Origin of the sequence: Mesorhizobium sp. B2-1-3A (genome assembly GCF_006442655.1) — a bacterium.
GTDB lineage: Bacteria > Pseudomonadota > Alphaproteobacteria > Rhizobiales > Rhizobiaceae > Mesorhizobium.
Genome location: NZ_VFWK01000016.1, coordinates 1 through 24,598, shown reverse-complemented (window position 1 = coordinate 24,598; position 24,598 = coordinate 1). Strand labels below are relative to the sequence as shown.

General features: G+C 62.0%; 17 protein-coding genes, 1 tRNA gene and 2 pseudogenes. 18 read left to right on the top strand and 2 right to left on the bottom strand.

All coding sequences use genetic code 11. The features are described 5' to 3' along the window. The 14 genes and pseudogenes from FJ977_RS35590 to FJ977_RS35525 form a co-directional block, all read left to right on the top strand. Nucleotides 1-84, top strand: a pseudogene (locus tag FJ977_RS35590) (elongation factor Tu); the annotation flags it as partial. Between the two features lie 164 nt (nucleotides 85-248). Then, nucleotides 249-1,904 (top strand): hypothetical protein, encoded by a 1,656-nt coding sequence (locus FJ977_RS35585; RefSeq protein WP_140777473.1) that lies wholly within the window; start codon nucleotides 249-251, stop codon nucleotides 1,902-1,904. Nucleotides 1,905-1,994: 90 nt separating this feature from the next. Next, a complete protein-coding gene (locus FJ977_RS35580) occupies nucleotides 1,995-2,480 on the top strand; it encodes a group II truncated hemoglobin (protein WP_140777471.1) in 486 nt (161 codons plus the stop codon). 152 nt (nucleotides 2,481-2,632) lie between these two features. Continuing rightward, a tRNA-Trp gene (locus FJ977_RS35575) sits at nucleotides 2,633-2,708 on the top strand. A 459-nt stretch (nucleotides 2,709-3,167) separates the two neighbouring features. Continuing rightward, nucleotides 3,168-6,074: an autotransporter outer membrane beta-barrel domain-containing protein gene (locus tag FJ977_RS35570; RefSeq protein ID WP_140777469.1), complete on the top strand. Its 2,907-nt coding sequence runs from the start codon at nucleotides 3,168-3,170 to the stop codon at nucleotides 6,072-6,074. A gap of 468 nt (nucleotides 6,075-6,542) precedes the next feature. Then, on the top strand, nucleotides 6,543-6,746 hold the full coding sequence (secE, locus tag FJ977_RS35565) for a preprotein translocase subunit SecE (protein ID WP_010909260.1): 204 nt from the start codon (nucleotides 6,543-6,545) through the stop codon (nucleotides 6,744-6,746). Between the two features lie 29 nt (nucleotides 6,747-6,775). Then, the gene (nusG, locus tag FJ977_RS35560; RefSeq protein WP_010909261.1) at nucleotides 6,776-7,303 is read left to right on the top strand and encodes a transcription termination/antitermination protein NusG; all 528 of its coding nucleotides are present in this window, start codon (nucleotides 6,776-6,778) and stop codon (nucleotides 7,301-7,303) included. A 188-nt stretch (nucleotides 7,304-7,491) separates the two neighbouring features. Beyond that, nucleotides 7,492-7,920 (top strand): 50S ribosomal protein L11, encoded by a 429-nt coding sequence (rplK, locus tag FJ977_RS35555; protein ID WP_010909262.1) that lies wholly within the window; start codon nucleotides 7,492-7,494, stop codon nucleotides 7,918-7,920. Nucleotides 7,921-7,924: 4 nt separating this feature from the next. Continuing rightward, nucleotides 7,925-8,623: a 50S ribosomal protein L1 gene (gene rplA / locus FJ977_RS35550; protein WP_056568375.1), complete on the top strand. Its 699-nt coding sequence runs from the start codon at nucleotides 7,925-7,927 to the stop codon at nucleotides 8,621-8,623. Between the two features lie 374 nt (nucleotides 8,624-8,997). Beyond that, nucleotides 8,998-9,516 (top strand): 50S ribosomal protein L10, encoded by a 519-nt coding sequence (rplJ, locus tag FJ977_RS35545; RefSeq protein WP_019857958.1) that lies wholly within the window; start codon nucleotides 8,998-9,000, stop codon nucleotides 9,514-9,516. Between the two features lie 54 nt (nucleotides 9,517-9,570). Then, the gene (rplL, locus tag FJ977_RS35540; RefSeq protein WP_006202136.1) at nucleotides 9,571-9,948 is read left to right on the top strand and encodes a 50S ribosomal protein L7/L12; all 378 of its coding nucleotides are present in this window, start codon (nucleotides 9,571-9,573) and stop codon (nucleotides 9,946-9,948) included. Nucleotides 9,949-10,210: 262 nt separating this feature from the next. Beyond that, entirely contained in the window at nucleotides 10,211-14,347 is a 4,137-nt protein-coding gene (gene rpoB / locus FJ977_RS35535) for a DNA-directed RNA polymerase subunit beta (RefSeq protein WP_140777467.1), read from the top strand. A gap of 130 nt (nucleotides 14,348-14,477) precedes the next feature. Beyond that, on the top strand, nucleotides 14,478-18,674 hold the full coding sequence (gene rpoC / locus FJ977_RS35530) for a DNA-directed RNA polymerase subunit beta' (RefSeq protein WP_140777465.1): 4,197 nt from the start codon (nucleotides 14,478-14,480) through the stop codon (nucleotides 18,672-18,674). A 253-nt stretch (nucleotides 18,675-18,927) separates the two neighbouring features. Further along, nucleotides 18,928-19,593, top strand: coding sequence for an O-methyltransferase (locus FJ977_RS35525; protein ID WP_140777463.1), 666 nt, complete (start codon nucleotides 18,928-18,930; stop codon nucleotides 19,591-19,593). 33 nt (nucleotides 19,594-19,626) lie between these two features. Here FJ977_RS35525 and FJ977_RS35520 read toward each other — a convergent pair whose 3' ends face one another. Together FJ977_RS35520 and FJ977_RS35515 are read right to left on the bottom strand one after the other, a co-directional pair. Beyond that, nucleotides 19,627-20,562: a Gfo/Idh/MocA family oxidoreductase gene (locus FJ977_RS35520; RefSeq protein WP_140777461.1), complete on the bottom strand. Its 936-nt coding sequence runs from the start codon at nucleotides 20,560-20,562 to the stop codon at nucleotides 19,627-19,629. A gap of 114 nt (nucleotides 20,563-20,676) precedes the next feature. Then, the gene (locus FJ977_RS35515) at nucleotides 20,677-20,958 is read right to left on the bottom strand and encodes a transcriptional regulator (RefSeq protein WP_140777459.1); all 282 of its coding nucleotides are present in this window, start codon (nucleotides 20,956-20,958) and stop codon (nucleotides 20,677-20,679) included. Between the two features lie 473 nt (nucleotides 20,959-21,431). Between FJ977_RS35515 and rpsL the strand changes: the two genes are divergently transcribed. The 4 genes and pseudogenes from rpsL to FJ977_RS35495 form a co-directional block, all read left to right on the top strand. Further along, nucleotides 21,432-21,803, top strand: coding sequence for a 30S ribosomal protein S12 (gene rpsL / locus FJ977_RS35510; RefSeq protein WP_006333356.1), 372 nt, complete (start codon nucleotides 21,432-21,434; stop codon nucleotides 21,801-21,803). A gap of 60 nt (nucleotides 21,804-21,863) precedes the next feature. Continuing rightward, on the top strand, nucleotides 21,864-22,334 hold the full coding sequence (rpsG, locus tag FJ977_RS35505) for a 30S ribosomal protein S7 (protein WP_008875664.1): 471 nt from the start codon (nucleotides 21,864-21,866) through the stop codon (nucleotides 22,332-22,334). A gap of 29 nt (nucleotides 22,335-22,363) precedes the next feature. Next, complete coding sequence (gene fusA / locus FJ977_RS35500; RefSeq protein WP_140777457.1) at nucleotides 22,364-24,454, top strand: elongation factor G; 2,091 nt, start codon at nucleotides 22,364-22,366, stop codon at nucleotides 24,452-24,454. A 67-nt stretch (nucleotides 24,455-24,521) separates the two neighbouring features. Next, nucleotides 24,522-24,598 (top strand): annotated as a pseudogene (locus FJ977_RS35495) (elongation factor Tu); the annotation flags it as partial.

The following is a 24,598-nucleotide window of genomic DNA, read 5'->3' as shown; positions in this document are numbered from 1 at the left end:
GCCATGGAAGAGAAGCTGCGCTTCGCCATCCGTGAAGGCGGCCGCACCGTCGGTGCCGGCATCGTCGTCACCATCAAGGAATAATCGGCACCGGCATTAGCCGGATCGACAAGGAAAGGGCGGTCTTCGGGCCGCCCTTTTTCGTTTCCGGGCAGCCCGGGACAGCCGCCAGCCGTGGTCATTTCAAAGCTGTTGCAAGCGCCATCGCGCCAACTAGTATAGATTGCATTGCGGGAGCTTGCCGAAGAGTGGTTCCAGGGCGCTGTTTCGATGGGAAGGCATGGCGGGCACTGGTCCGTCTCGTGCTGTTGGTGGCCGTGGTCTTTGCTGTCCCGCCGGCGCTGGCGCAGGAGCAGTCGCTGGATATCCCCCCGATGCGGTTTGCCGTCGTGCGCAGCAACGCGCCGGGCTGCGAGCCCAATTGCCCGGAATGGATATCGGCGGAAGGCACCATCGACGCGGGCACGCCGTCGTTGCTCAAGCGCACACTCAAGGCGCTCAAGGGCCGGCAATTGCCGGTGGTCGTCAATTCCCCTGGCGGTAACGTCGATGCTGCGGTGACGCTCGGCCAGATGATCCGCAAGAACAAGCTCGATATCGCCGTCGGCACGACTGTGTTTTCCGGCTGCGAGCCGCAGATGAAGAATTGCAGGGACAACCAGGGCAAGGGTGCCGAATATTTTGGCATGGCCTATGACAGCGGCGCCATGTGCAATTCCGCTTGCCCGCTGATGTTTTCCGGCGGTGTCCGCCGCGTTGTCGGGGATTTCGCTTATCTCGGCGTTCATCAGGTCACCACCACCTACAGGCGCGAGAAGCTGCTCTACCGGACGACCTATCGGATCGTGAACGGCAAGAAGAAGATCATCAGCACCAAGGTCGTCAGCCGCAAGAACGCGGGCAGCTACAAGACCTACGAAATGAGCAAGGCGGTCGAGAAGAGGCTTTCGGCCTATTTGCAGGGGATGGGGATAGGCGAAGGCGTCTTCACAACGATGAAGAACACGCCGGCCAGTGAAATCCATCAGCTGGTTCTCGAAAACATGCTCCGCATGAACCTCGTAACCTCCCTCGACAGCGTCGAGCTTTTCACCGGGGGAGCCATCTGCAAGGCAAACCCGATGCCGGCGAATTGCCGGGAGATACCGGCTGACAAAGAGGCGACGCCGGCCAATCTCCCGACCGCCCAGGCAAAACCCACTCTCGCTGCGCCGGTCGAGGCCACGACGCCGAAGGAGGCCGACATGCGCTTCGTGCTTGTCCGCGGCAGCAACCCGCTCTGCAATCCCGACTGTCCGGAATGGATCTCGGCGGAGGGCTCGATCACCGCGCAGACGCCGGAAAAGCTTAGACAGGCCCTCGATGCCATCGCCGGCCGGCGGCTGCCTATCGTCATCAACTCGCAGGGCGGCGATGTCGAGAGCGCGCTCGCCGCCGGCAGGCTGATCCGGGAACGCAAGCTCGATGTCGTTGTCGCCCACACGGATTTCGCGGATTGCGATCCCTCGGCGGAGTGCCTGGCCAAGGATGGCGTCCATAGCGGGCTGACCATTGAATCCGAGAGCGAATGCGCTTCGGCCTGTCCGATCATGGTTGCCGGTGGCGTCAGGCGTTTCATCGGGCCTGCCGTGCGCCTCAGCGTGAGTTCAGTTGGGCTTGGCGATAAGGTCAAGGCGTATCTCGAGGAGATGGCGATCGGACCCGGCCTGTTCGCCGCCATGCAGCTCTCCTCATCCAAACGGCAGCTCTATCAGCAGGCGATACTGAAATTCGGGCTGGCGACCGGGCCTCAGTCCGCCGACGAACTGACGGGCGCCACCATATGCCGGTCGGTTCCGAGGCCGGACAATTGCCGGCTCGTCCCGTCAGCCAACGCCGAAGCCGACATGCCGGCCAAATTGTAACGCCGCGTGTGTTGAACTGGCCATCGAGGCAGGTTGAGGCCGGTCGGGTCTTTCCGCTACCGTCTGGCGATCGAGGACAAGGCGACCGCCATGCGCAAGGACGTTCCGACACTTTACGAATGGGCCGGCGGCAGCGATGCACTGAACCGGCTGACACAGACCTTTTATGACAAGGTGGCAAAGGACCCGGTCGTCGGGCCGGTGTTCAAGGCCATGTCGCCAGACCATCCCGCCCACGTCGCGGCCTTCATCGGCGAGGTCTTTGGCGGACCGAAGACCTACAGCGAAAAGTTCGGCGGCCACCGGGAGATGGTCATGCATCATCTGGGCAAGCATTTGACCGAAGAGCAGCGCCGCCGCTGGATCAACCTGCTCGCCGATGCAGCCGATGCCGTTGGTCTGCCCGACGATCCCGAATTCCGTTCGGCCTTCATGGGCTATGTCGAATGGGGATCGCGGCTGGCGAAGATGAACTCCAATCTCGGCGAGACCTGCGATCCGGAAACCGAACCGATGCCGGCCTGGGGCTGGGGCGTGCCTGGCGGGCCATACAAGCCGCCGGCCGGGAAATCTTAGTCGCAACCGTTGCGAACAGGCCGAAGCGGCGGCCAGTCATCGGTGGTCCGGATTTCCGGCAAGGGGATGAAGGCGCGTTTGCGTGCAAACCACTCTTTACAGAGAGCTCGGAAGCTTTTAGGAAACCCCTGCTGCGCCGAGGCGCGCACGATACGGGCATAGCTCAGTTGGTAGAGCGGCGGTCTCCAAAACCGCAGGTCGTAGGTTCGAGCCCTGCTGCCCGTGCCATTTCCCAAGGGAAATCAGGCATTTAGAGATCGTCTTGCTTGGCAAGGACGCCTCAAGCCGCCTTACACATCTCTTGCACAAACTTGAACGCGCGCAGGGAGTGCCTGGCGATAGCGGAAGAACATTCGATTCTCGAAGGCAAGGTCCACGTCCATAGGCGTAACGACAGCCCGATTTGGCACCGTTCGAGGTATGTCGAAGCCAAGAACCGCCGGGTCAGCATCAAGGAAGAAGTCTTGCCAGGCCAAGGATTGGGCCGAGGATTGGTATTTCGACCTGAATGACGAGGGCCGGCCACGGCGATCGCCAATCCACTCGACCGTATTTGATGGCTATCGAGCAGCATTGCTGCACGTACGCGCTGCATGGCAATGATTCGAGCGGTCATTGACTCGGGCTTTGCCGGGTGCGTCGCACTTCTATGGTGAAGCGGGGGCTTGGCGGGGAGCGGCGCAAGGGATGAGATGCACGGCAAAGGACGGCGCCAATACGGTCGGCTTCCGCCGATCCTTGTTTTTGACCACGGCAATCATCACACTCGTCACCGCGATTGCCGGCATGCGGCCGGCGTCCGCGCAGTCGGTGTCAGGCACCGGTGATCTATCGCCGGACGCAACCACCATTCAAACGCCGGATTGGACGGTCGGGGCCGATCTCGTTGTCGGTAATATCGCCACAGGCACGCTGGACATCCAGAATGGCGGCACCGTCACCAATGACACTGGCTTTATCGGCTATGGTGGCCAAGGGACGGTCACCGTCTCGGGCACCGACGGTGGCGGCAATGCCTCGACCTGGACCAATAACGGTGACCTCGTTGTCGGTCAGGATGGCAACGGCACGCTCAATATCGGAAATGGCGGCCAGGTGAGCAATGCTTACGGCTATATCGGCGTCGCGGCCGCCAGCCAAAGCGATGTCACTGTCTCGGGCCACGACGGTAGCGGTCACGCCTCGACATGGACCAATACAGGCACGCTTTATGTCGGCGACAACGGCAAGGCCTCGCTCGCTATCCAGGATGGCGGGATCGTGAACAGTGCATTGGTCGTCATCGGCAACAATAGCGATGGCAATGGCACCGGCACTGGCATGGTTGCGGTCACGGGCCGCGACATCGACCAACATGCCTCGACCCTGAACATTACCAACCAGATTTATGTTGGTAGCGGCGGCATAGGCAACAAGCTCGACATCCTGGATGGCGGGCTGGTGAACAGTGGACAGGCTTCTATCGGCTACGGGAGCGGTAGCGAAGGCACGGCCACCGTCTCGGGTCGCGACATCAACGGCAATGCCTCGGCCTGGAACGCCGCCAACAATATTTACGTGGGTTTCTCCGGCAGCGGTACACTCAACGTCGCGGACGGCGCCGCGGTGGCCACGAGCGCAACTGGAGGCGGCGCTGCCTCTGTCTATATCGGCTACACGAACGGCGGCACGGGCACTGTCAATGTCTCGAGCAGCACGGGCAGCGTCTCAAGCTTGACCGCGACCGACCGCATCGATGTCGGCTACGATGGCGACGGCACGATGACCGTTGGAAAAGGTGGCTTCGTAAGCGTCGGTACCGATGTTCATATAGCCAACGGCAGCACAGCCACTGGAACGCTCCATCTCGACGGCGACGCCACCGGACGCGGCGTTGTCGAAACCGGCTCCGTGATCAAGGGAGCCGGCGCCACCGCTATACTCGACCTCAACGGCGGCATTCTGCGTGCGAACCGGGATGAAGCGGATTTCCTGAACGGCTTCACGGCACTGAGTGTGGCAGCCGGAGGAGCCTGGTTCGATACCAACGGGCACGACATCGGCATCGGCACGGATTTTTCCGGTTCGTCGAACTTCAACAAGCTCGGCCTCGGTCAACTGACGCTGACCGGGGACAGTTCCGGCTTTACCGGCGCATCGACCGTGTCGGCCGGCACCCTGGCCGTGAACGGCGTGCTGGGCGGCAACATGCTGGTCGACACCGGCGGACGGCTCGTCGGCACGGGCGGCGTGGGCAATGTCGTCAATACTGGCGTCGTCACGCCGGGCTATGGCAATGCCATGGGCACGCTCACCGTCCAGGGCGATTATGTCAGCACTGGCGGACGCCTCGAAATCGCGACCGTTCTGGGCGACGACAGCTCGCAGACCAGCCGCCTTGCGGTGAACGGCACGACTTCAGGCGTTACGCATGTCAGCATCATCAACCGTGGCGGCCCTGGCGCGCCGACGGTGGAAGGCATCAAGATCGTCGAAGTGACGGGTGCGTCCAACGGTGCTTTCGTGCTCGACAGCAACTACGTCTTCCAGGGTGCACCGGCGGTGATAGCCGGCGCTTATGCCTATCGCCTCTATCAGGGCGGCGTCTCTACTCCCTTGGATGGCGACTGGTATCTGCGTTCCTCCCTGGGCGGTCCCGGCGGGCCGCTCTATCAGCCCGGCGTGCCGGTTTACGAGGCCTATGGCTCCAATCTGCAGTCGCTCAACACTCTCCCGACGCTGCAGCAACGTGTCGGCAACCGTGTCTGGGGCCCCGGCGCCAATGGCGACGGCAATGGAATTTGGGGCCGAGCGGAAGGCGTCCACGGGCGCTTCAACAATGCCGCGGTGTCGGCGACTGGTTTGGATCAGGACATCGATACCTGGAAGACGCAGGCGGGTGTCGATCGGGTGCTTGTCGATAGCGACACGAGCGGGCGTCTGGTGGCAGGCGTCAACGTCTCCTATGGCGAGGCCAACAGCCGGATCAACTCGGCGTTCGGCAATGGTGCAGTGAAAACCGACGGCTACGGCTTTGGCGCGACTTTGACCTGGTATGGTGTCACGGGCTTCTATGTCGACGGTCAGACGCAGCTCAACCGCTATGGCAGCGACCTCAATTCTGAACTTCTCGGCTCGCTCACCCACGACAATGGCGGCAGCGGCGAGGCGTTCAGCATCGAAGCGGGCAAGCGGATTTTGTTCGGCGAGCACGTTGGCATTACGCCGCAATTCCAGATCGTCTATTCCAATTTGCGGTTCGATCACTTCGTTGATCCGTCGGGTGCCGACGTGGCCGCCGGCAGGAACGACAGCCTGAAAACGCGCTGGGGCGTCGCGCTCGATCATCAGGGCGCCTGGGAAGGTGGCCGCAGCCACATCTACGGAATCGCCAATGTCAGCTATGAATGGCTCGACGGCACGCGCACTCTGGTCGCGGGGACACCCATCATCAATGCCGACGACCGGCTGTGGGGCGAACTCGGCCTCGGTGCGAGCGTAAGCTGGCGCAAGGATCTCACCTTCTATGGCGAGTTCTCCGGCAACGCGCCGTTCCGTGGTTTCGGCAACAGCTACATCCTCAAGGCCAATTTCGGTCTCCGAACGCAATTCTGATCGCAAGGGCGGTAGCTCATCGTCGCCATGGCGCAACGAGATGCGGCAAAGGCTAATTTGGCTCCAAAACCAGAGGTCGTAGGCTCGAGCCCTGCTGCCGGTCTCATTTCCGAAATGGCTGCCAGAAACGATATTTCCGCGGGCCGCCCTTTGAAAATCGGCGACACGCTTGCCATATTAGCCCGATTGGGGCATAAGGGCGCCATAGCCGGGACGGAACGACTGGATGGTTCCGAGGCGGCGTTTGGTCATAAAGCGGACACTTGCCACTTGCGTGGATCAAGAATCGGTTTTATGTAGACGGAACAGGCACGCGACGCGTGAAGCTGGGAAGCCGGCTTTACGCGTCTGATTTGCATGGGCGAAGTGATTGCGCTGATTCGGCGTGAGACTGGGCTCAGGCGGCACGTCCCGGCCAGCGGGATCATCCAGGAGGCCCGGCCAACGGGTCTTGAAGACAGGCGGCATATGGCTTCGAAAACCACAAATCCTTTCGTCTTTCTCCAGCAGGTTCGCTCGGAGACCGCCAAGGTGACTTGGCCGTCGCGGCGCGAAACGATGATCTCGACGGTGATGGTTCTGGCCTTCGCTGTGATTGCGATGATCTTTTTCTTTAGCGCCGATCAGTTGATGGGCCTCGCGATCGAACAGATTCTGGGCATTGGACGCTAAGTCCGGCGATTACGGAGAAGTCTAAAAAAATGGCTGCGCGCTGGTACATCGTCCACGCTTATTCGAACTTTGAAAAGAAGGTCGCCGAGGACATCGAGAACAAGGCCAAGCAGAAGGGCCTGTCCGCCGATATCGAGCAGATCGTGGTTCCGACCGAGAAGGTCGTCGAGGTTCGTCGTGGCCGCAAGGTCGATGCCGAGCGCAAGTTCTTCCCGGGCTACGTGCTCCTGAAGGCCAACCTGACCGATGCCGTGTTTTCCCTGGTGAAGAACACGCCGAAGGTCACCGGCTTTCTCGGTGACTCCAAGCCGGTGCCGATCACCGAGGCGGAAGCGCAGCGCATCCTGAACCAGGTGCAGGAAGGCGTCGAGCGGCCGAAGCCCTCGGTCACGTTCGAGATCGGCGAGGCGATCCGCGTTTCGGATGGTCCTTTCGCGTCGTTCAACGGTTTCGTCCAGGAAGTGGACGAGGAGCGGGCGCGGCTCAAGGTGGAAGTTTCGATCTTCGGGCGCGCCGTGCCCGTCGATCTGGAATTCGGACAGGTCGAAAAGGGCTGATCCGAAATCCCCGATGTTGGGCCGGCGATGCCGGTTCGGCGATCGGGGGAGGCGGTGCGGAAACGCACGGCCTGAGAACGGTGGGAGGCGAATGTGGCTTTAGCCGGCCACGCGAACCGCACCACCAGACTGCAACCGCCGGTGTTTCCCTGATGGTGGGACCGGCATAAACAAAGGCAGGAAAAGAGATGGCTAAGAAAATTGCAGGCCAGCTCAAGCTCCAGGTCTCCGCGGGTTCGGCTACGCCGTCGCCCCCGATCGGCCCGGCGCTTGGTCAGCGTGGCATCAACATCATGGAGTTCTGCAAGGCGTTCAACGCGCAGACCCAGGAAATGGAAAAGGGATCGCCGGTTCCGGTTGTCATCACCTACTACCAGGACAAGTCGTTCACCTTCGTCATGAAGACGCCGCCGGTGAGCTACTTCCTGAAGAAGGCCGCGAACCTGAAGTCGGGCTCGAAGGAGCCGGGCAAGGTCAAGGCTGGCACCGTTTCGCGCGACAAGGTGCGCGAAATCGCGACCGCCAAGATGAAGGATCTGAACGCAAACGACGTCGAGGCGGCCATGCGCATGGTCGAGGGCTCCGCCCGCTCGATGGGTCTGGAAGTGGTGGGCTGAGATCATGGCAAAGATTGCAAAGCGTGTATCGAAGACCCGCGAAGGCATTGATCCCAACAAGGCTTATGCCCTGGGTGAAGCGCTGAAGCTGCTCAAGGACCGTTCCTCGGTCAAGTTCGACGAGACCGTCGAAGTCGCCATGAACCTCGGCGTCGACCCGCGCCATGCCGACCAGATGGTCCGCGGCGTGGTCAATCTGCCGAACGGCACCGGCCGTTCGGTTCGTGTCGCCGTGTTCGCCCGTGGCGACAAGGCCGAGGAAGCCAAGGCCGCCGGCGCCGACATCGTTGGTGCTGAGGACCTGGTCGACATCGTCCAGAAGGGCACGATCGATTTCGATCGCTGCATCGCCACGCCGGACATGATGCCGCTGGTCGGCCGTCTCGGCAAGGTGCTCGGCCCGCGCGGCATGATGCCGAACCCGAAGGTCGGCACCGTCACCACCGACGTCGCCGCCGCCGTCAAGGCATCGAAGGGCGGCGCGGTCGAGTTTCGTGTCGAGAAGGCCGGCATCGTTCATGCCGGCGTCGGCAAGGTCTCGTTCGACGTCAAGGCGCTCGAAGAGAACATCCGTGCCTTCGCCGATGCGGTGACCAAGGCAAAGCCGGCTGGCGCCAAGGGCAACTACGTCAAGAAGGTGTCGGTCACCTCGACGATGGGCCCGGGCCTCAAGCTCGACGTCGCGACGCTCGCTGCGTCCTGATTAAGACCATTTGGATCGGCCGCTGGAAGGCCGATCCGTGACTGAATTCCGGGCCCCGGATTTATCCTGGGCCCGGTGCCGGAAGTCGAAAGGCTTCCGGACATCCTGTCCGAGATTGCAGGCGGCCCAAAAGCCTTAATTCATGTGGGCCTGCATGAGACGGGTGAAGACCCGACAACGGAGCAAGTGCTCCAATGAAAGGTTCGAACCGTGTTTGCCTTTTGTCTGCGCATCGTCGGCTTGCCGGCGGTGTGGCGAAAGGGGGCAGGATCCTCGAGCGTCGTTCGGGAGATCCGTTACTGGATGGCCCGGCCGGCAAAAGGCAACCCGACGCCTGTCCTCGAAATAGGGCAGGGGTCAACTGGAGATAGGCAGTGGACAGAGCGGAAAAACGCGAACTCGTCACGGGCCTGAACGAAGCGTTCGGAAACGCAGGTTCAGTCGTCGTGGCCCACTATGCCGGTATCACCGTCGCGCAAATGAACGACCTTCGGTCGAAAATGCGCGCTGCCGGTGGCACCGTTAAAGTCGCGAAGAACCGTCTCGCCAAAATCGCTCTTCAGGGCACGGACTCCGCATCGATCATCGATCTGTTCAAGGGACAGACGCTGATTGCTTATTCGGAGGATCCGATTGCGGCGCCGAAGGTCGCGTCCGATTTCGCCAAGGGAAATGACAAGCTTGTCATTCTCGGAGGCGCTATGGGCACCACCTCGCTCAACGCCGACGGTGTGAAGGCACTCGCCACACTTCCGTCGCTCGATGAGCTGCGCGCCAGGTTGGTTGGCATGATCGCCACGCCGGCAACCCGGATCGCCCAGATCGTCAATGCGCCAGCGGCCTCGGTCGCGCGCGTCATCGGCGCTTACGCCCGGAAGGACGAGGCGGCATGAGGCCGTTCCTCGCTATCAAAAACACACGTTCGAACCTAACGAAGGAATACAACAATGGCTGATCTCGCAAAGATCGTAGACGACCTTTCGAAGCTGACCGTCCTCGAGGCGGCCGAGCTGTCGAAGCTTCTGGAAGAAAAGTGGGGCGTTTCGGCTGCTGCTCCGGTGGCGGTTGCCGCTGCCGGCGGCGCTGCCGCTGCTGCTGCTCCGGTCGAGGAAAAGACGGAATTCGACGTCGTCCTCACCGACGCTGGCGCTCAGAAGATCAACGTCATCAAGGAAGTCCGCGCCATCACCGGTCTTGGCCTCAAGGAAGCCAAGGATCTGGTCGAAGCGGCTCCGAAGCCGGTCAAGGAAGGCGTTTCCAAGGCCGACGCTGACAAGTTCAAGGCCCAGCTGGAAGCAGCCGGCGCCAAGGTCGACCTGAAGTAAGCGTAAAAGCGGCGGGCGGCCTCGCGCCGTCCGCCACTCCCTTTGCCTGGAGGGAGGACGCGTAGCGCGAGATGTACGAGAACCTCTTTCCTGAGGGCCGCAACCGGCCTTCAGGAAACGGGTTTTCTCCCGTTTTAGCCGGCCGCCGACAAGCAATTCGTTGGGCGGACGGAGAACAGACAGAGAGCCGCCGCCCAGGCGGCTCGGTATGCAAGGCGGACCGCGGCGAGGTCCGCCCCGAGTTTAGAGCTAAGGAGCGACGATGGCCCAGACCCAGACTTTCAATGGCCGCAGACGCGTACGCAAGTTCTTCGGAAAAATTCCGGAAGTTGCGGAGATGCCGAACCTGATCGAGGTTCAGAAGGCATCCTATGACCAATTCCTGATGGTGGACGAGCCCAAGGGCGGGCGTCCGGACGAGGGACTGCAGGCTGTTTTCAAGTCGGTCTTCCCGATCTCCGATTTTTCCGGCTCCTCGATGCTGGAGTTCGTGAAGTACGAGTTCGAAGGACCGAAATTCGACGTTGACGAATGCCGTCAGCGCGACCTGACCTATGCTGCGCCGCTGAAGGTGACGCTGCGCCTCATCGTGTTCGATATTGACGAGGATACAGGCGCCAAGTCGATCAAGGACATCAAGGAGCAGGACGTCTACATGGGCGACATGCCGCTCATGACCTTGAACGGCACCTTCATCGTCAACGGCACCGAGCGCGTCATCGTCTCGCAGATGCACCGTTCGCCGGGCGTCTTCTTCGACCACGACAAGGGCAAGTCGCACTCGTCGGGCAAGCTTCTGTTCGCCGCGCGCGTCATTCCTTATCGCGGCTCCTGGCTCGACATCGAGTTCGATTCCAAGGACGTCGTGCACGCCCGCATCGACCGCCGCCGCAAGATTCCGGTGACGTCGCTGCTGATGGCGCTCGGCATGGACGGCGAAGAGATCCTGTCGACCTTCTACAACAAGATCAGCTATGTGCGCGCCGGCGACCACTGGCGCATTCCGTTCAACGTCGAGCGCTTCCGCGGCCTCAAGGCCGTCGGCGACCTGGTCGATGCCGACACGGGCGAGATCGTTGTCGAGCAAGGCAAGAAGATCACCGCCCGCCAGGCCAGGGCGCTTGGCGAAAAGGGCCTCAAGGCGATCAAGGCAACCGACGAGGATCTGCTCGGCAACTATCTGGCCGAGGACATCGTCAACTACGCCACCGGCGAGATTTTCCTCGAGGCCGGCGACGAGATCGACGAAAAGACGCTCAAGGTGCTGCTCGGCACAGGCGAGCAGGAGATCAAGATCCTCGACATCGACCACGTCAATGTCGGCGCCTATATCAGAAACACGCTCGCCGTCGACAAGAACGAGAGCCGCCAGGACGCACTGTTCGACATCTACCGTGTCATGCGCCCGGGCGAGCCGCCGACGCTCGAGACCGCCGAAGCCATGTTCAACTCGCTGTTCTTCGACAGCGAGCGCTATGACCTGTCGGCTGTCGGCCGCGTCAAGATGAACATGCGCCTCGAACTCAAGGCCGAGGACACCGTGCGCGTGCTGCGCAAGGACGACATCCTGGCCGTGGTCAAGACGCTGGTCGAACTGCGCGACGGCAAGGGCGAGATCGACGACATCGACAATCTCGGCAACCGCCGCGTGCGTTCTGTCGGCGAGCTGATGGAGAACCAGTACCGCGTCGGCCTGCTGCGCATGGAGCGCGCGATCAAGGAGCGTATGTCCTCGATCGAGATCGACACGGTCATGCCGCAGGACCTGATCAACGCCAAGCCGGCGGCCGCCGCCGTGCGCGAGTTCTTCGGCTCCTCGCAGCTGTCGCAGTTCATGGACCAGACCAACCCGCTGTCGGAGATCACCCACAAGCGCCGCCTGTCGGCGCTTGGACCGGGCGGTCTGACCCGCGAGCGTGCCGGCTTCGAGGTGCGCGACGTGCACCCGACGCATTACGGCCGTATCTGCCCGATCGAGACGCCGGAAGGCCCGAATATCGGCCTGATCAACTCGCTGGCCACCTTCGCACGCGTCAACAAGTACGGTTTCATCGAGAGCCCGTACCGCAAGATCGTCGACGGCAAGCTGACCAATGACGTCGTCTATCTCTCGGCGATGGAAGAAGCCAAGCACCATGTCGCGCAGGCCAACGCCGAGCTCGACAAGAATGGCGGCTTCGTCGACGAGTTCGTCATTTGCCGCAGTGCCGGCGAAGTGATGATGGCGCCGCGCGAAAACGTCGACCTGATGGACGTTTCGCCCAAGCAGATGGTGTCGGTGGCCGCGGCCCTGATCCCGTTCCTCGAGAACGACGACGCCAACCGCGCGCTGATGGGCTCGAACATGCAGCGTCAGGCCGTGCCGCTGGTGCGTGCCGAGGCGCCGTTCGTCGGCACCGGCATGGAGCCGATCGTCGCCCGTGACTCGGGCGCCGCCATCGGCGCCCGCCGCGGCGGCATCGTCGACCAGGTGGATGCGACGCGTATCGTTATCCGCGCCACCGAGGATCTCGATCCGGGCAAGTCCGGCGTCGATATCTACCGGCTGATGAAGTTCCAGCGTTCGAACCAGAACACCTGCATCAACCAGCGTCCGCTGGTGCGTATGGGTGACCGGGTCAACAAGGGTGACATCATCGCCGACGGTCCGTCGACGGAGCTCGGTGATCTGGCGCTCGGCCGCAACGTGCTGGTCGCGTTCATGCCGTGGAACGGCTACAACTACGAGGACTCGATCCTGCTCTCCGAGCGCATCGTCGCCGACGACGTCTTCACCTCGATCCATATCGAGGAGTTCGAGGTCATGGCGCGCGATACCAAGCTCGGTCCGGAGGAAATCACGCGCGACATTCCGAACGTTTCGGAAGAAGCGCTGAAGAACCTCGATGAAGCCGGCATCGTCTACATCGGCGCGGAAGTGCAGCCGGGCGACATCCTGGTCGGCAAGATCACGCCGAAGGGCGAAAGCCCGATGACGCCGGAAGAGAAGCTTCTGCGCGCCATCTTCGGCGAAAAGGCTTCCGACGTGCGCGACACCTCGATGCGCATGCCTCCGGGCACTTTCGGCACCGTCGTCGAGGTGCGCGTGTTCAATCGCCACGGTGTGGAGAAGGACGAGCGCGCCATGGCGATCGAGCGCGAGGAGATCGAACGCCTCGCAAAGGACCGTGACGACGAGCAGGCCATCCTGGACCGCAACGTCTACGCGCGTCTTTCCGACGTGCTCGTCGGCAAGGAAGCGATTGCCGGACCGAAGGGCTTCAAGAAGGGCTCGACGCTGTCCAAGGATACGCTCGACGAGTATCCGCGTTCGCAGTGGTGGCAGTTTGCCGTGGAGAACGAAAAGCTCCAGAGCGAACTGGAAGCCCTGCGTGGCCAGTACGACGACTCCAAGAAGGCGCTCGAACAGCGCTTCATGGACAAGGTCGAGAAGGTGCAGCGCGGCGACGAAATGCCTCCGGGCGTCATGAAGATGGTCAAGGTCTTCGTGGCGGTGAAGCGCAAGATGCAGCCGGGCGACAAGATGGCCGGCCGTCACGGCAACAAGGGTGTCGTGTCGCGCATCGTTCCGGTCGAGGACATGCCTTTCCTCGAGGACGGCACGCATGCCGATATCGTGCTCAACCCGCTGGGTGTGCCGAGCCGCATGAATGTCGGCCAGATCCTGGAAACGCATCTGGGCTGGGCTTGCGCAGGCATGGGCAAGAAGATCGGCGAGCTGATCGACACGTACAAGGCGGCCGGCGACATCAAGCCGCTGCGCAAGACGCTCGAGAGCTTCATGCCGGCCAACGACCGCAACGAGCCGGTTCGCGAATATGACGACGAGAGCATTGTTCGCCTCAGCGAGCAGATGCGCCGCGGCGTCTCGATCGCGACCCCGGTGTTCGACGGCGCACACGAGGCTGACATCAACATCATGCTGGAGCAGGCGGGCCTGCACACATCAGGTCAGTCGCAACTCTATGACGGACGCACGGGCGAGCCGTTCGATCGCAAGGTGACGATGGGCTATATCTACATGCTCAAGCTTCACCACCTGGTGGACGACAAGATCCACGCGCGTTCGATCGGTCCGTACTCGCTCGTCACCCAGCAGCCGCTGGGCGGCAAGGCGCAGTTCGGTGGCCAGCGCTTCGGCGAAATGGAGGTCTGGGCGCTGGAAGCCTATGGCGCCGCCTACACGCTGCAGGAAATGCTGACGGTGAAGTCGGACGACGTCGCCGGCCGCACCAAGGTCTACGAGGCGATTGTGCGCGGCGACGACACGTTCGAGGCCGGCATTCCCGAGAGCTTCAACGTGCTCGTCAAGGAAATGCGGTCGCTTGGCCTCAATGTCGAGTTGGAGAACACCAAGCTCGACGACGCCCCGGTTCGGCTGCCCGACGCGGCTGAGTAAGGCTACGGCGCGCCGCACGAAGTTGTGGCGCGCCAAACCAATTCGTCGGCCAGTGGCCGACAAAGGCGGCGGGCGTTTGGCCCGCGACTAGATGCAAGGGGTTTTCGAGGACCCCGAAAAGGAGAACGGCATGAACCAAGAGGTCATGAATCTCTTCAATCCGCAGGCGCCTGCGCAGGTGTTCGATTCCATCCGGATCTCACTGGCCAGCCCTGAGAAGATTCTGTCCTGGTCGTTCGGCGAGATCAAGAAGCCGGAGACCATCAACTACCGCACCTTCAAGCCGGAGCGTGACGGTCTGTTCTGCGCGCGCATTTTTGGCCCGATCAAGGACTATGAGTGCCTGTGCGGCAAGTACAAGCGCATGAAATACAAGGGCGTCATCTGCGAGAAGTGCGGCGTCGAAGTCACGCTGTCGCGCGTCCGCCGCGAGCGCATGGGCCATATCGAGCTCGCCGCTCCCGTCGCTCACATCTGGTTCCTGAAGTCGCTGCCCTCGCGCATCGGCACGCTGCTCGACATGACGCTGAAGGATATCGAGCGCGTCCTCTACTTCGAGAACTACATCGTCACCGAGCCTGGCCTCACCGCGCTGAAGGAGCACCAGCTGCTCAGCGAGGAAGAGTACATGATCGCCGTCGACGAATATGGCGAGGATTCTTTCACCGCCATGATCGGCGCCGAGGCCATTCATGACCTCCTGGCCGGCATGGACCTGGAGAAGATCGCCGGCGACCTGCGTTCGGAACTGGCTTCGACCACGTCCGAGCTCAAGCAGAAGAAGTATCTGAAGCGGCTCAAGGTCGTCGAGAACTTCATGGAATCCGGCAACCGTCCGGAATGGATGATCATGAAGGTGGTTCCGGTGATCCCGCCGGACCTGCGCCCGCTGGTTCCCTTGGATGGTGGACGTTTCGCCACGTCGGATCTGAACGACCTCTATCGCCGCGTCATCAACCGCAACAACCGTCTGAAGCGGCTGATCGAGCTGCGCGCTCCCGGCATCATCGTGCGCAATGAAAAGCGCATGCTGCAGGAAGCCGTCGATGCGCTGTTCGACAACGGCCGTCGCGGCCGCGTCATCACCGGCGCCAACAAGCGTCCGCTGAAGTCGCTGTCCGACATGCTCAAGGGCAAGCAGGGCCGGTTCCGCCAGAACCTGCTCGGCAAGCGCGTCGACTATTCCGGCCGTTCGGTCATCGTCACCGGTCCGGAGCTCAAGCTGCACCAGTGCGGCCTGCCGAAGAAGATGGCGCTCGAACTGTTCAAGCCCTTCATCTACGCCCGTCTTGACGCCAAGGGTTATTCCTCGACCGTCAAGCAGGCGAAGAAGCTGGTCGAGAAGGAGCGTCCGGAGGTCTGGGATATCCTCGACGAGGTTATCCGCGAGCATCCGGTGCTGTTGAACCGCGCGCCGACCCTGCACCGCCTCGGCATCCAGGCGTTCGAGCCGATCCTGATCGAAGGCAAGGCGATCCAGCTGCATCCGCTGGTCTGCACGGCCTTCAACGCGGATTTCGACGGTGACCAGATGGCTGTTCACGTGCCGCTGTCCTTGGAAGCGCAGCTTGAAGCCCGCGTGCTGATGATGTCGACCAACAACATCCTGCACCCGGCTTCCGGCGCGCCGATCATCGTGCCGTCGCAGGACATGGTTCTGGGTCTCTACTATCTCTCGATCGTCAACCAGAACGAGCCGGGCGAGGGCATGGTGTTTGCCGATATGGGCGAACTCCAGCATGCGCTCGAGACCAAGGCGGTGACCCTGCACGCCAAGATCAAGGGTCGCTTCCGCACGGTCGACGCCGAAGGCAAGGTCGTGTCGAAGATCCACGACACCACGCCTGGCCGCATGATCATCGGCGAGCTTCTGCCGAAGAACGTCAACGTGCCTTACGAGACCGCCAACCAGGAGATGACCAAGAAGAACATCTCCAAGATGATCGACACCGTCTACCGCCATTGCGGTCAGAAGGAGACGGTCATTTTCTGCGACCGCATCATGGCGCTCGGTTTCGCTCACGCCTGCCGTGCCGGCATTTCGTTCGGCAAGGACGACATGCTGATCCCGGATACCAAGATCAAGCTGGTCTCCGACACCGAGGCTTTGGCCAAGGAATACGAGCAGCAGTACAATGACGGCCTGATCACCCAGGGCGAGAAGTACAACAAGGTCGTCGACGCCTGGGCCAAGTGCTCGGAAAAGGTCGCCGACGAAATGATGGCCCGCATCAAGGCGGTCGAGTTCGAGGACAATGGCCGTCAGAAGCCGATGAACTCGATCTACATGATGTCGCACTCCGGTGCGCGTGGCTCGCCCACCCAGATGCGTCAGCTCGCCGGCATGCGCGGCCTGATGGCCAAGCCGTCGGGTGAAATCATCGAGACGCCGATCATCTCGAACTTCAAGGAAGGCCTGACCGTGCTCGAGTACTTCAACTCGACCCACGGCGCCCGCAAGGGTCTGGCCGATACCGCCTTGAAGACGGCGAACTCGGGTTACCTCACTCGCCGCCTGGTCGACGTGGCGCAGGACTGCATCGTCAACTCCGTGGATTGCGGCACCGACAAGGGCCTCACCATGCAGCCGATCGTCGATGCCGGTCAGGTCGTTGCTTCGGTCGGCCAGCGCGTGCTGGGCCGCACCGCGCTCGACGACATCAACCATCCGGTGACCGGCGACCTGCTGGTCAAGGCCGGAACGCTGATGGACGAGCGCGACGTGGAGCAGATCGAAAAGGCCGGCGTCCAGTCGGTCCGCATCCGCTCGGCACTGACCTGCGAGGTCAGGGTTGGCGTGTGCGCGGTCTGCTACGGACGCGATCTGGCGCGCGGCACCCCGGTCAACCAGGGTGAAGCCGTCGGCGTCATCGCGGCGCAGTCGATCGGCGAGCCGGGCACCCAGCTCACCATGCGTACCTTCCACATGGGCGGTACCGCGCAGGTGGTGGACTCTTCGTTCCTTGAAGCCTCCTATGAGGGCAAGGTCGAGATCCGCAACCGCAACGTGGTGCGCAACTCCGACGGCCAGCAGATGGTCATGGGCCGCAACATGGCGGTGCTGATCCTCGACGAAGCCGGCAAGGAGCGCGCCACGCACCGTGTCACCTATGGTTCGCGCATCTTCGTGGACGATGGCGACAAGGTGAAGCGTGGCCAGCGTATCGCGGAGTGGGATCCCTACACCCGCCCTGTCCTCACCGAAATCGAGGGCAAGGTGTCGTACGAGGATCTGGTCGACGGCATTTCCGTTCAGGAAACGGCCGACGAGTCGACCGGCATCACCAAGCGTGAGGTCATCGACTGGCGTTCGACGCCGCGCGGCAACGACCTGAAGCCGGCGATCGCCATCCTGGACGCCAAGGGCAAGGTCGGCAAGCTGTCGAAGGGCGGCGATGCCCGCTTCCTGCTCTCGGTCGAGGCCATTCTCTCGGTCGAGCCGGGTGCGCAGGTTCGTCCCGGCGACGTGCTGGCGCGTATCCCGATGGAAAGCGCCAAGACCAAGGACATCACCGGCGGTCTGCCGCGTGTTGCCGAACTGTTCGAGGCACGTCGTCCGAAGGATCACGCCATCATCGCCGAGATCGATGGCACGATCCGCTTCGGCCGCGACTACAAGAACAAGCGCCGCATCATCATCGAGCCGCATGACTCGACGCTCGAGCCGGTCGAATACCTGATCCCGAAGGGCAAGCCGTTCCATCTCCAGGACGGCGACGTCATCGAGAAGGGCGACTACATCCTCGACGGCAATCCGGCGCCGCACGACATCCTGGCGATCAAGGGCGTGGAGGCACTTGCGTCCTACCTCGTGAACGAGATCCAGGAAGTCTATCGCTTGCAGGGCGTGTCGATCAACGACAAGCACATCGAGGTGATCGTCCGCCAGATGCTGCAGAAGGTCGAGATCACCACGCAGGGCGACTCGACCTACATTCCGGGCGACCACGTCGACGTGATCGAGCTGGAAGAGGTCAACGAGCGTCTGATCGAGGACGGCAAGAAGCCGGCCGAAGGCCAGCCGGTGCTGCTCGGCATCACCAAGGCCTCGCTGCAGACGCCGTCCTTCATCTCGGCCGCCTCCTTCCAGGAGACGACCAGGGTGCTGACGGAAGCCGCGGTTGCCGGCAAGACCGACATGCTGCAGGGCTTGAAGGAAAACGTCATCGTCGGCCGGCTGATCCCGGCCGGTACGGGCGGCACGATGAGCCAGATCCGGCGCATCGCCACCTCGCGCGACGAACTGATCATCGACGAGCGCCGCAAGGCCTCCGGTGTGGAAGTCGCCGAGCCGATGCTGGCCGATATGACAACCGCCGCGCAGTAAGCGCGGCGGGAGCAGTTCCAGGAAAAGTGCAAAGCGGTTTTCCGTCCGGAATTGCGCCACAACAAAAGATAGAGCGGTTCGGCGTTTCCTTGAAACGATGAACCGCTCTCGGAAATCTCAGGCAACAGGGCCGTCGGGGCAACCCGGCGGCCTTTTTGTTTTCCGGGGCGCGGCGAAGTTGGTATCCATGACGGTAAGAGGGCCCACTGGGTCCCACCTTTCGCGTTTCGGCTTTCGATCGGAGAAGAAAACGATGAGCAGGAAAACCTGGGCCGCTGTCGATGACTACATCGTTGATGCCCTGCTCGAGGCGGATCCCGCCCTCGACGCTGTCCTGGCGACCAATCGTGACCAAGGTTTGCCGCCGATCGACGTCTCGGCGGCGCAGGGCAAGCTGCTTTCGCTCCTCGCGCGAATTCAGGGAGCGAAGAAGATCCTCGAAATCGGCACGCTGGGCGGTTACTCCACGATCTGGATGGCGCGAGCGTTGCCCATGGACGGCAAGGTCGTGACGCTTGAACTCGATCCGCACCACGCCAAGGTCGCGGGGTCTAATTTTGTCCGTGCCGGCGTGTCGGAGCGCGTGGAGTTGCGGGTCGGGCCGGCCCTTCAGTCGCTTGCGGCGCTAAGCGCTGAGAATGCCGGGCCGTTCGATCTCATCTTCATTGATGCCGACAAGCCGAACAACCCGAACTACCTGTCCTGGGCCATGCGGCTTTCGCGGCCGGGGACGGTGATCATCTGCGACAATGTCATCCGCGACGGCGCGGTGATCGATAAGGGTGGCCATGACGCCAATGTCGTGGGCGCCCGGGCAGCGTTCTCATTCATCGGCGGCGACAGGCGTCTGGATGGCACCGCCATCCAGACAATCGGCGCCAAGGGCTATGATGGCTTTGCGATTGCGATTGTCAGTTGAAAATCGAGCGACGGTCGGCCGGCGCATCCCTGTTCAGTCAAAAAACGCATCGACCACGTTGCGCTTGCCGAGCATGAAGGCGTCGGCGACATGCTGCAGCGGCGCGAGATCGACGTCCGAGGCGCCGGCGCGCACGATCTCGGCGAAACGCTTGTAGAGCATCGGGTATTCCGCCTCCGGCTCGTCATGGACGACGCGGCCGTCAATGGCGAGCTTCGAGCCTCCGCCGGAAAGCACCATCTTGCCCGCATCCGTGTCGGCCAGGATGTCCCAGCTTTGCGGGCCAGTCTGCAGCCAGTCGAGGTCCATCGTCACCGGCAATCCATTCGAGGTGCGGAAGGTGACTTGCGCCGCGACCGGGGCAGCGCGGTTTTCGGGAAAGTCGAGCACGGCCGACGTGATGAACATCGCCGGCAGGATGTGGGTCACGATCGACAGCGCGTTGATGCCGGGATCGAAGACACCAAAGCCGCCCGGTGACCAGATCCAGTCCTGGTTCGGATGCCAGCGGCGCACATCTTCCTTCCAGACGATCGCAGCCGAGCGGATCCGGGTCGATGCGAGAAAGCTGCGCGCGGCCTCCACCGCCGGCGCATAGCGCGAGTGCCAGCTGGCGAACAGGGAGACGCCGTTTTTCGCGGCCAGCACCTTCAGATCCTCGACCTCGCTGACCGTGGCGCCCGGCGGCTTTTCCAGGAAGACATGCTTCTTCGCCTCGATCGCGGTGCGCGCGGCATCGTAACGGAATTGCGGTGGCATGCAGAGCGAGACGGCGTCGAGCTCCGGCACTGCGTCAAGCATCGCCTCGATGGTGGGAAAATTCGGGATGCCGTCGACCTTGCCGTGCCGGCTTGCCGCGGCGGCGAGGCGATAGTTCTGGTCCTTCGCCAGGGCCGGCAGGTGCTGGTCGCGCACGATCTTGCCGACGCCGACAATGCCTATCTTGATGGGATTGCTGTTCGAGGACATGGGGGCTCCGAGATGGGAAGGGCAGATTTTTTCCAGGCGTGAGACGATAGCCTGGCAAGTTGCAATGGATGGAGCATCGGCCTGGCCGACGTCAGCCGCGTCCGGACATGATTCTCAGATCGGCTCGTCGAAGGTGACGATCGACACTTCGCCTTCGAGCGCGCCTTGGTAGGCCGACAGGTGCGGCTCGTCATCGGGTACGCCTTCCATGTCGCCGATCTGGTCGAGCTCGGCCTCCGCGTAACCTTCCGCGGCAAGCGATTCGAGAGCGCGGCGCACCGCCGAATCGTCATCGGGAGCGACCAGCATGACATGCACCCCCTCCGCTTTGCCGCCTTTGCGCTTCCACACCCGGCCGGTAATGATGGTGACCGGGCGTTCTTCATTGTCGTTCACGGACTGATTCCTCCTGGCAAAGGGCAGGCGAGGGGATTTTGAGTTGCTCAGGCGGCTTTTCGCATGAAGCGAGGTCGCGCAAAAGCCAAAAACCGGTCACTTTCTTCCTCGCCCTTGCAAACTGGCGAAAGAAAATTACATGCGGTTTTCGCATGGCTGCCAAGCCAGGGCTTCAATGCAATATTTGCCGTTGCGGGGTTGACGCTTCGCGGGCTTGCGAGTAGAAGCCGGCCAGTCAGAACCGATGTGAGGCTCTCCTTTCCGAAGCGACACGCTTTGGAGTTTGCTTCAAACAGGGTTCGTTTTACGAGCGAAAAGACATTTCCGGCGTGCATGAAGCGGCTTCCGCTTCCTCTGCCATTTGTTCGGGCAAGACCGCGAGGCGCGGTTTGTGGCCCGAATTTGCGTATGGAAATGACGCTTTGAGCGGCCCTGACCGGGCGAGACACGGAATTGAGAGACAAGAGGGTTTAATGCCTACCGTCAACCAGCTGATCCGCAAGCCGCGCATTGCGCCGGTGAAGCGCAACAAGGTCCCGGCCATGCAGCAGAACCCGCAGAAGCGGGGCGTCTGCACGCGCGTCTATACAACGACGCCGAAGAAGCCGAACTCGGCGCTGCGCAAGGTGGCCAAGATCCGCCTGACCAATGGTTTTGAAGTGATCGGTTACATCCCCGGCGAAGGTCACAACCTTCAGGAGCACTCCGTGGTGATGATCCGCGGCGGCCGCGTCAAGGATCTTCCGGGCGTCCGCTACCACATCATCCGCGGCGTGCTCGACACGCAGGGCGTGAAGAACCGCAAGCAGCGCCGTTCGAAGTACGGCGCAAAGCGTCCGAAGTAAGATTTTCCGGCCCTGGCGCTGCTTCAATGCGTCGGGCTACGAGATTGAGAGACAAAAGCCATGTCGCGTCGTCACAGTGCAGAAAAGCGTGAGATCAATCCGGACCCGAAGTTCGGCGATCTGATCGTTACCAAGTTCATGAATGCCGTCATGTATGACGGCAAGAAGTCGGTCGCCGAGACCATCGTCTATGGCGCGCTCGACCAGGTCCAGTCGAAGACCAAGCAGGAGCCGGTCACCGTCTTCCATCAGGCGCTCGACAATGTCGCGCCGCATGTGGAAGTGCGTTCGCGTCGCGTCGGCGGCGCCACCTACCAGGTTCCGGTCGACGTGCGTCCCGAGCGCCGCCAGGCATTGGCCATCCGTTGGCTGATCGCGGCTGCTCGCAACCGCAACGAGACCACCATGGTCGACCGCCTCTCGGGCGAGCTGATGGACGCGGCCAACAACCGCGGCACCGCCGTCAAGAAGCGTGAAGACACCCACAAGATGGCTGAAGCCAACCGCGCTTTCGCACACTACCGCTGGTAAAGCGCGAACAGGACTGAGAGGCAGCTACGATGGCCCGCGAATACAAAATCGAAGACTACCGCAATTTCGGTATCATGGCGCATATTGACGCCGGCAAGACGACGACCACCGAGCGCGTCCTCTATTACACGGGCAAGTCGCACAAGATCGGCGAAGTGCACGACGGCGCTGCCACCATGGACTGGATGGAGCAGGAGCAGGAACGCGGCATCACCATCACGTCCGCCGCGACCACGACCTTCTGGAAGGGTCGCGACGGCAAGATGCACCGCTTCAACATCATCGACACTCCCGGACACGTTGACTTCACCATTGAAGTCGAGCGTTCGCTGCGCGTGCTCGACGGCGCCATCGCGCTGCTCGACGCCAACGCCGGTGTCGAGCCGCAGACGGAAACCGTCTGGCGCCAGGCCGACAAGTACCGCGTGCCGCGCATGATCTTCTGCAACAAGATGGACAAGATCGGCGCCGACTTCTATCGCTCGGTCGAGATGATCGGCTCGCGCCTCGGCGCGCAGGCTGTCGTCATGCAGCTGCCGATCGGTGCCGAGACCGAGTTCAAGGGTGTCGTCGACCTCGTCGAGATGAACGCGCTTGTCTGGCGTGACGAGACCCTGGGCGCTGCCTGGGACATCGTCGAGATCCCGGCCGACCTCAAGGCTCGTGCCGAGGAATACCGCGAGAAGATGATCGAAGCCGCCGTCGAAATGGACGAGACGGCCCTCGAGAACTACCTCGAAGGCAAGATGCCGTCGAATGACGAGATCCGTTCGCTGATCCGCAAGGGCACGATCGCGGTCAAGTTCTACCCGATGTTCTGCGGCTCGGCTTTCAAGAACAAGGGCGTGCAGCCGCTGCTCGACGCCGTTGTCGAATACCTGCCGTCGCCGGCGGACGTTCCCGCCATCAAGGGTGTCGATGCCAAGACCGATGCCGAGATCGAGCGTCATGCGGATGACAACGAGCCGCTCTCGATGCTCGCCTTCAAGATCATGAACGACCCGTTCGTCGGTTCGTTGACCTTTGCCCGTATCTATTCAGGCAAGCTCACCAAGGGCGTCTCCGTTGACAACACCGTCAAGGGCAAGAAAGAGCGCATCGGCCGCATGCTGCAGATGCATGCGAATTCGCGCGCCGACGTCGAGGAAGCTTTCGCCGGCGACATCGTTGCCCTGGCAGGCCTCAAGGATACGACCACTGGCGACACGCTGTGTGATCCGTTGCACCCGGTCATCCTCGAGCGCATGGAATTCCCCGATCCGGTCATCCAGATCGCCATCGAGCCGAAGACCAAGAACGACCAGGAAAAGATGGGCCTCGCCCTTCATCGCCTGGCTGCCGAGGATCCGTCCTTCCGCGTCAAGACCGACGAGGAAAGCGGCCAGACCATCATCTCCGGCATGGGCGAACTGCACCTCGACATCATCGTCGACCGCATGCGCCGCGAGTTCAAGGTCGAAGCCAATGTCGGCGCTCCGCAGGTGGCCTATCGCGAGACGATCACCCGCAAGCACGAGCAGGATTACACCCACAAGAAGCAGACCGGCGGTACCGGCCAGTTCGCTCGCGTGAAAGTTGTGTTCGAGCCGAATGCCGAGGGCGAAGACTTCGTGTTCGAGTCCAAGATCGTCGGCGGCGCCGTGCCGAAGGAGTACATTCCAGGCGTCGAGAAGGGCATCCAGAGCGTCATGGGCGCTGGTCCGTTCGCGGGCTTCCCGATGATCGGCGTCAGGGCGACGCTGATCGACGGCGCCTACCACGACGTCGACTCTTCGGTCCTGGCCTTCGAAATCGCGTCCCGTGCCTGCTTCCGTGAAGCCGCACCCAAGCTTGGCGTGCAGCTGCTCGAGCCGATCATGAAGGTCGAGGTCGTGACGCCGGAAGACTATGTCGGCAGCGTCATCGGCGACCTGAACGGCCGTCGTGGCCAGATCCAGGGCCAGGAAGCGCGTGGCGTGGCCGTCGTCATCAACGCGATGGTGCCGCTCGCCAACATGTTCAAGTACGTCGACAACCTGCGCTCGATGAGCCAGGGCCGCGCGGCCTACACGATGCAGTTCGATCACTACGAGCCGGTTCCGACCGCGGTCGCCCAGGAAGTCCAGAAAAAGTACGCGTAACTCGAAAGAGCTGCCGCGGTAACGCAATTCAAAGCCCGCATGGGCGAGCAGGAAATGGAGACATCACATGGCAAAAGGTAAATTCGAGCGCACTAAGCCTCATGTGAACATCGGCACGATTGGTCACGTTGACCATGGCAAGAC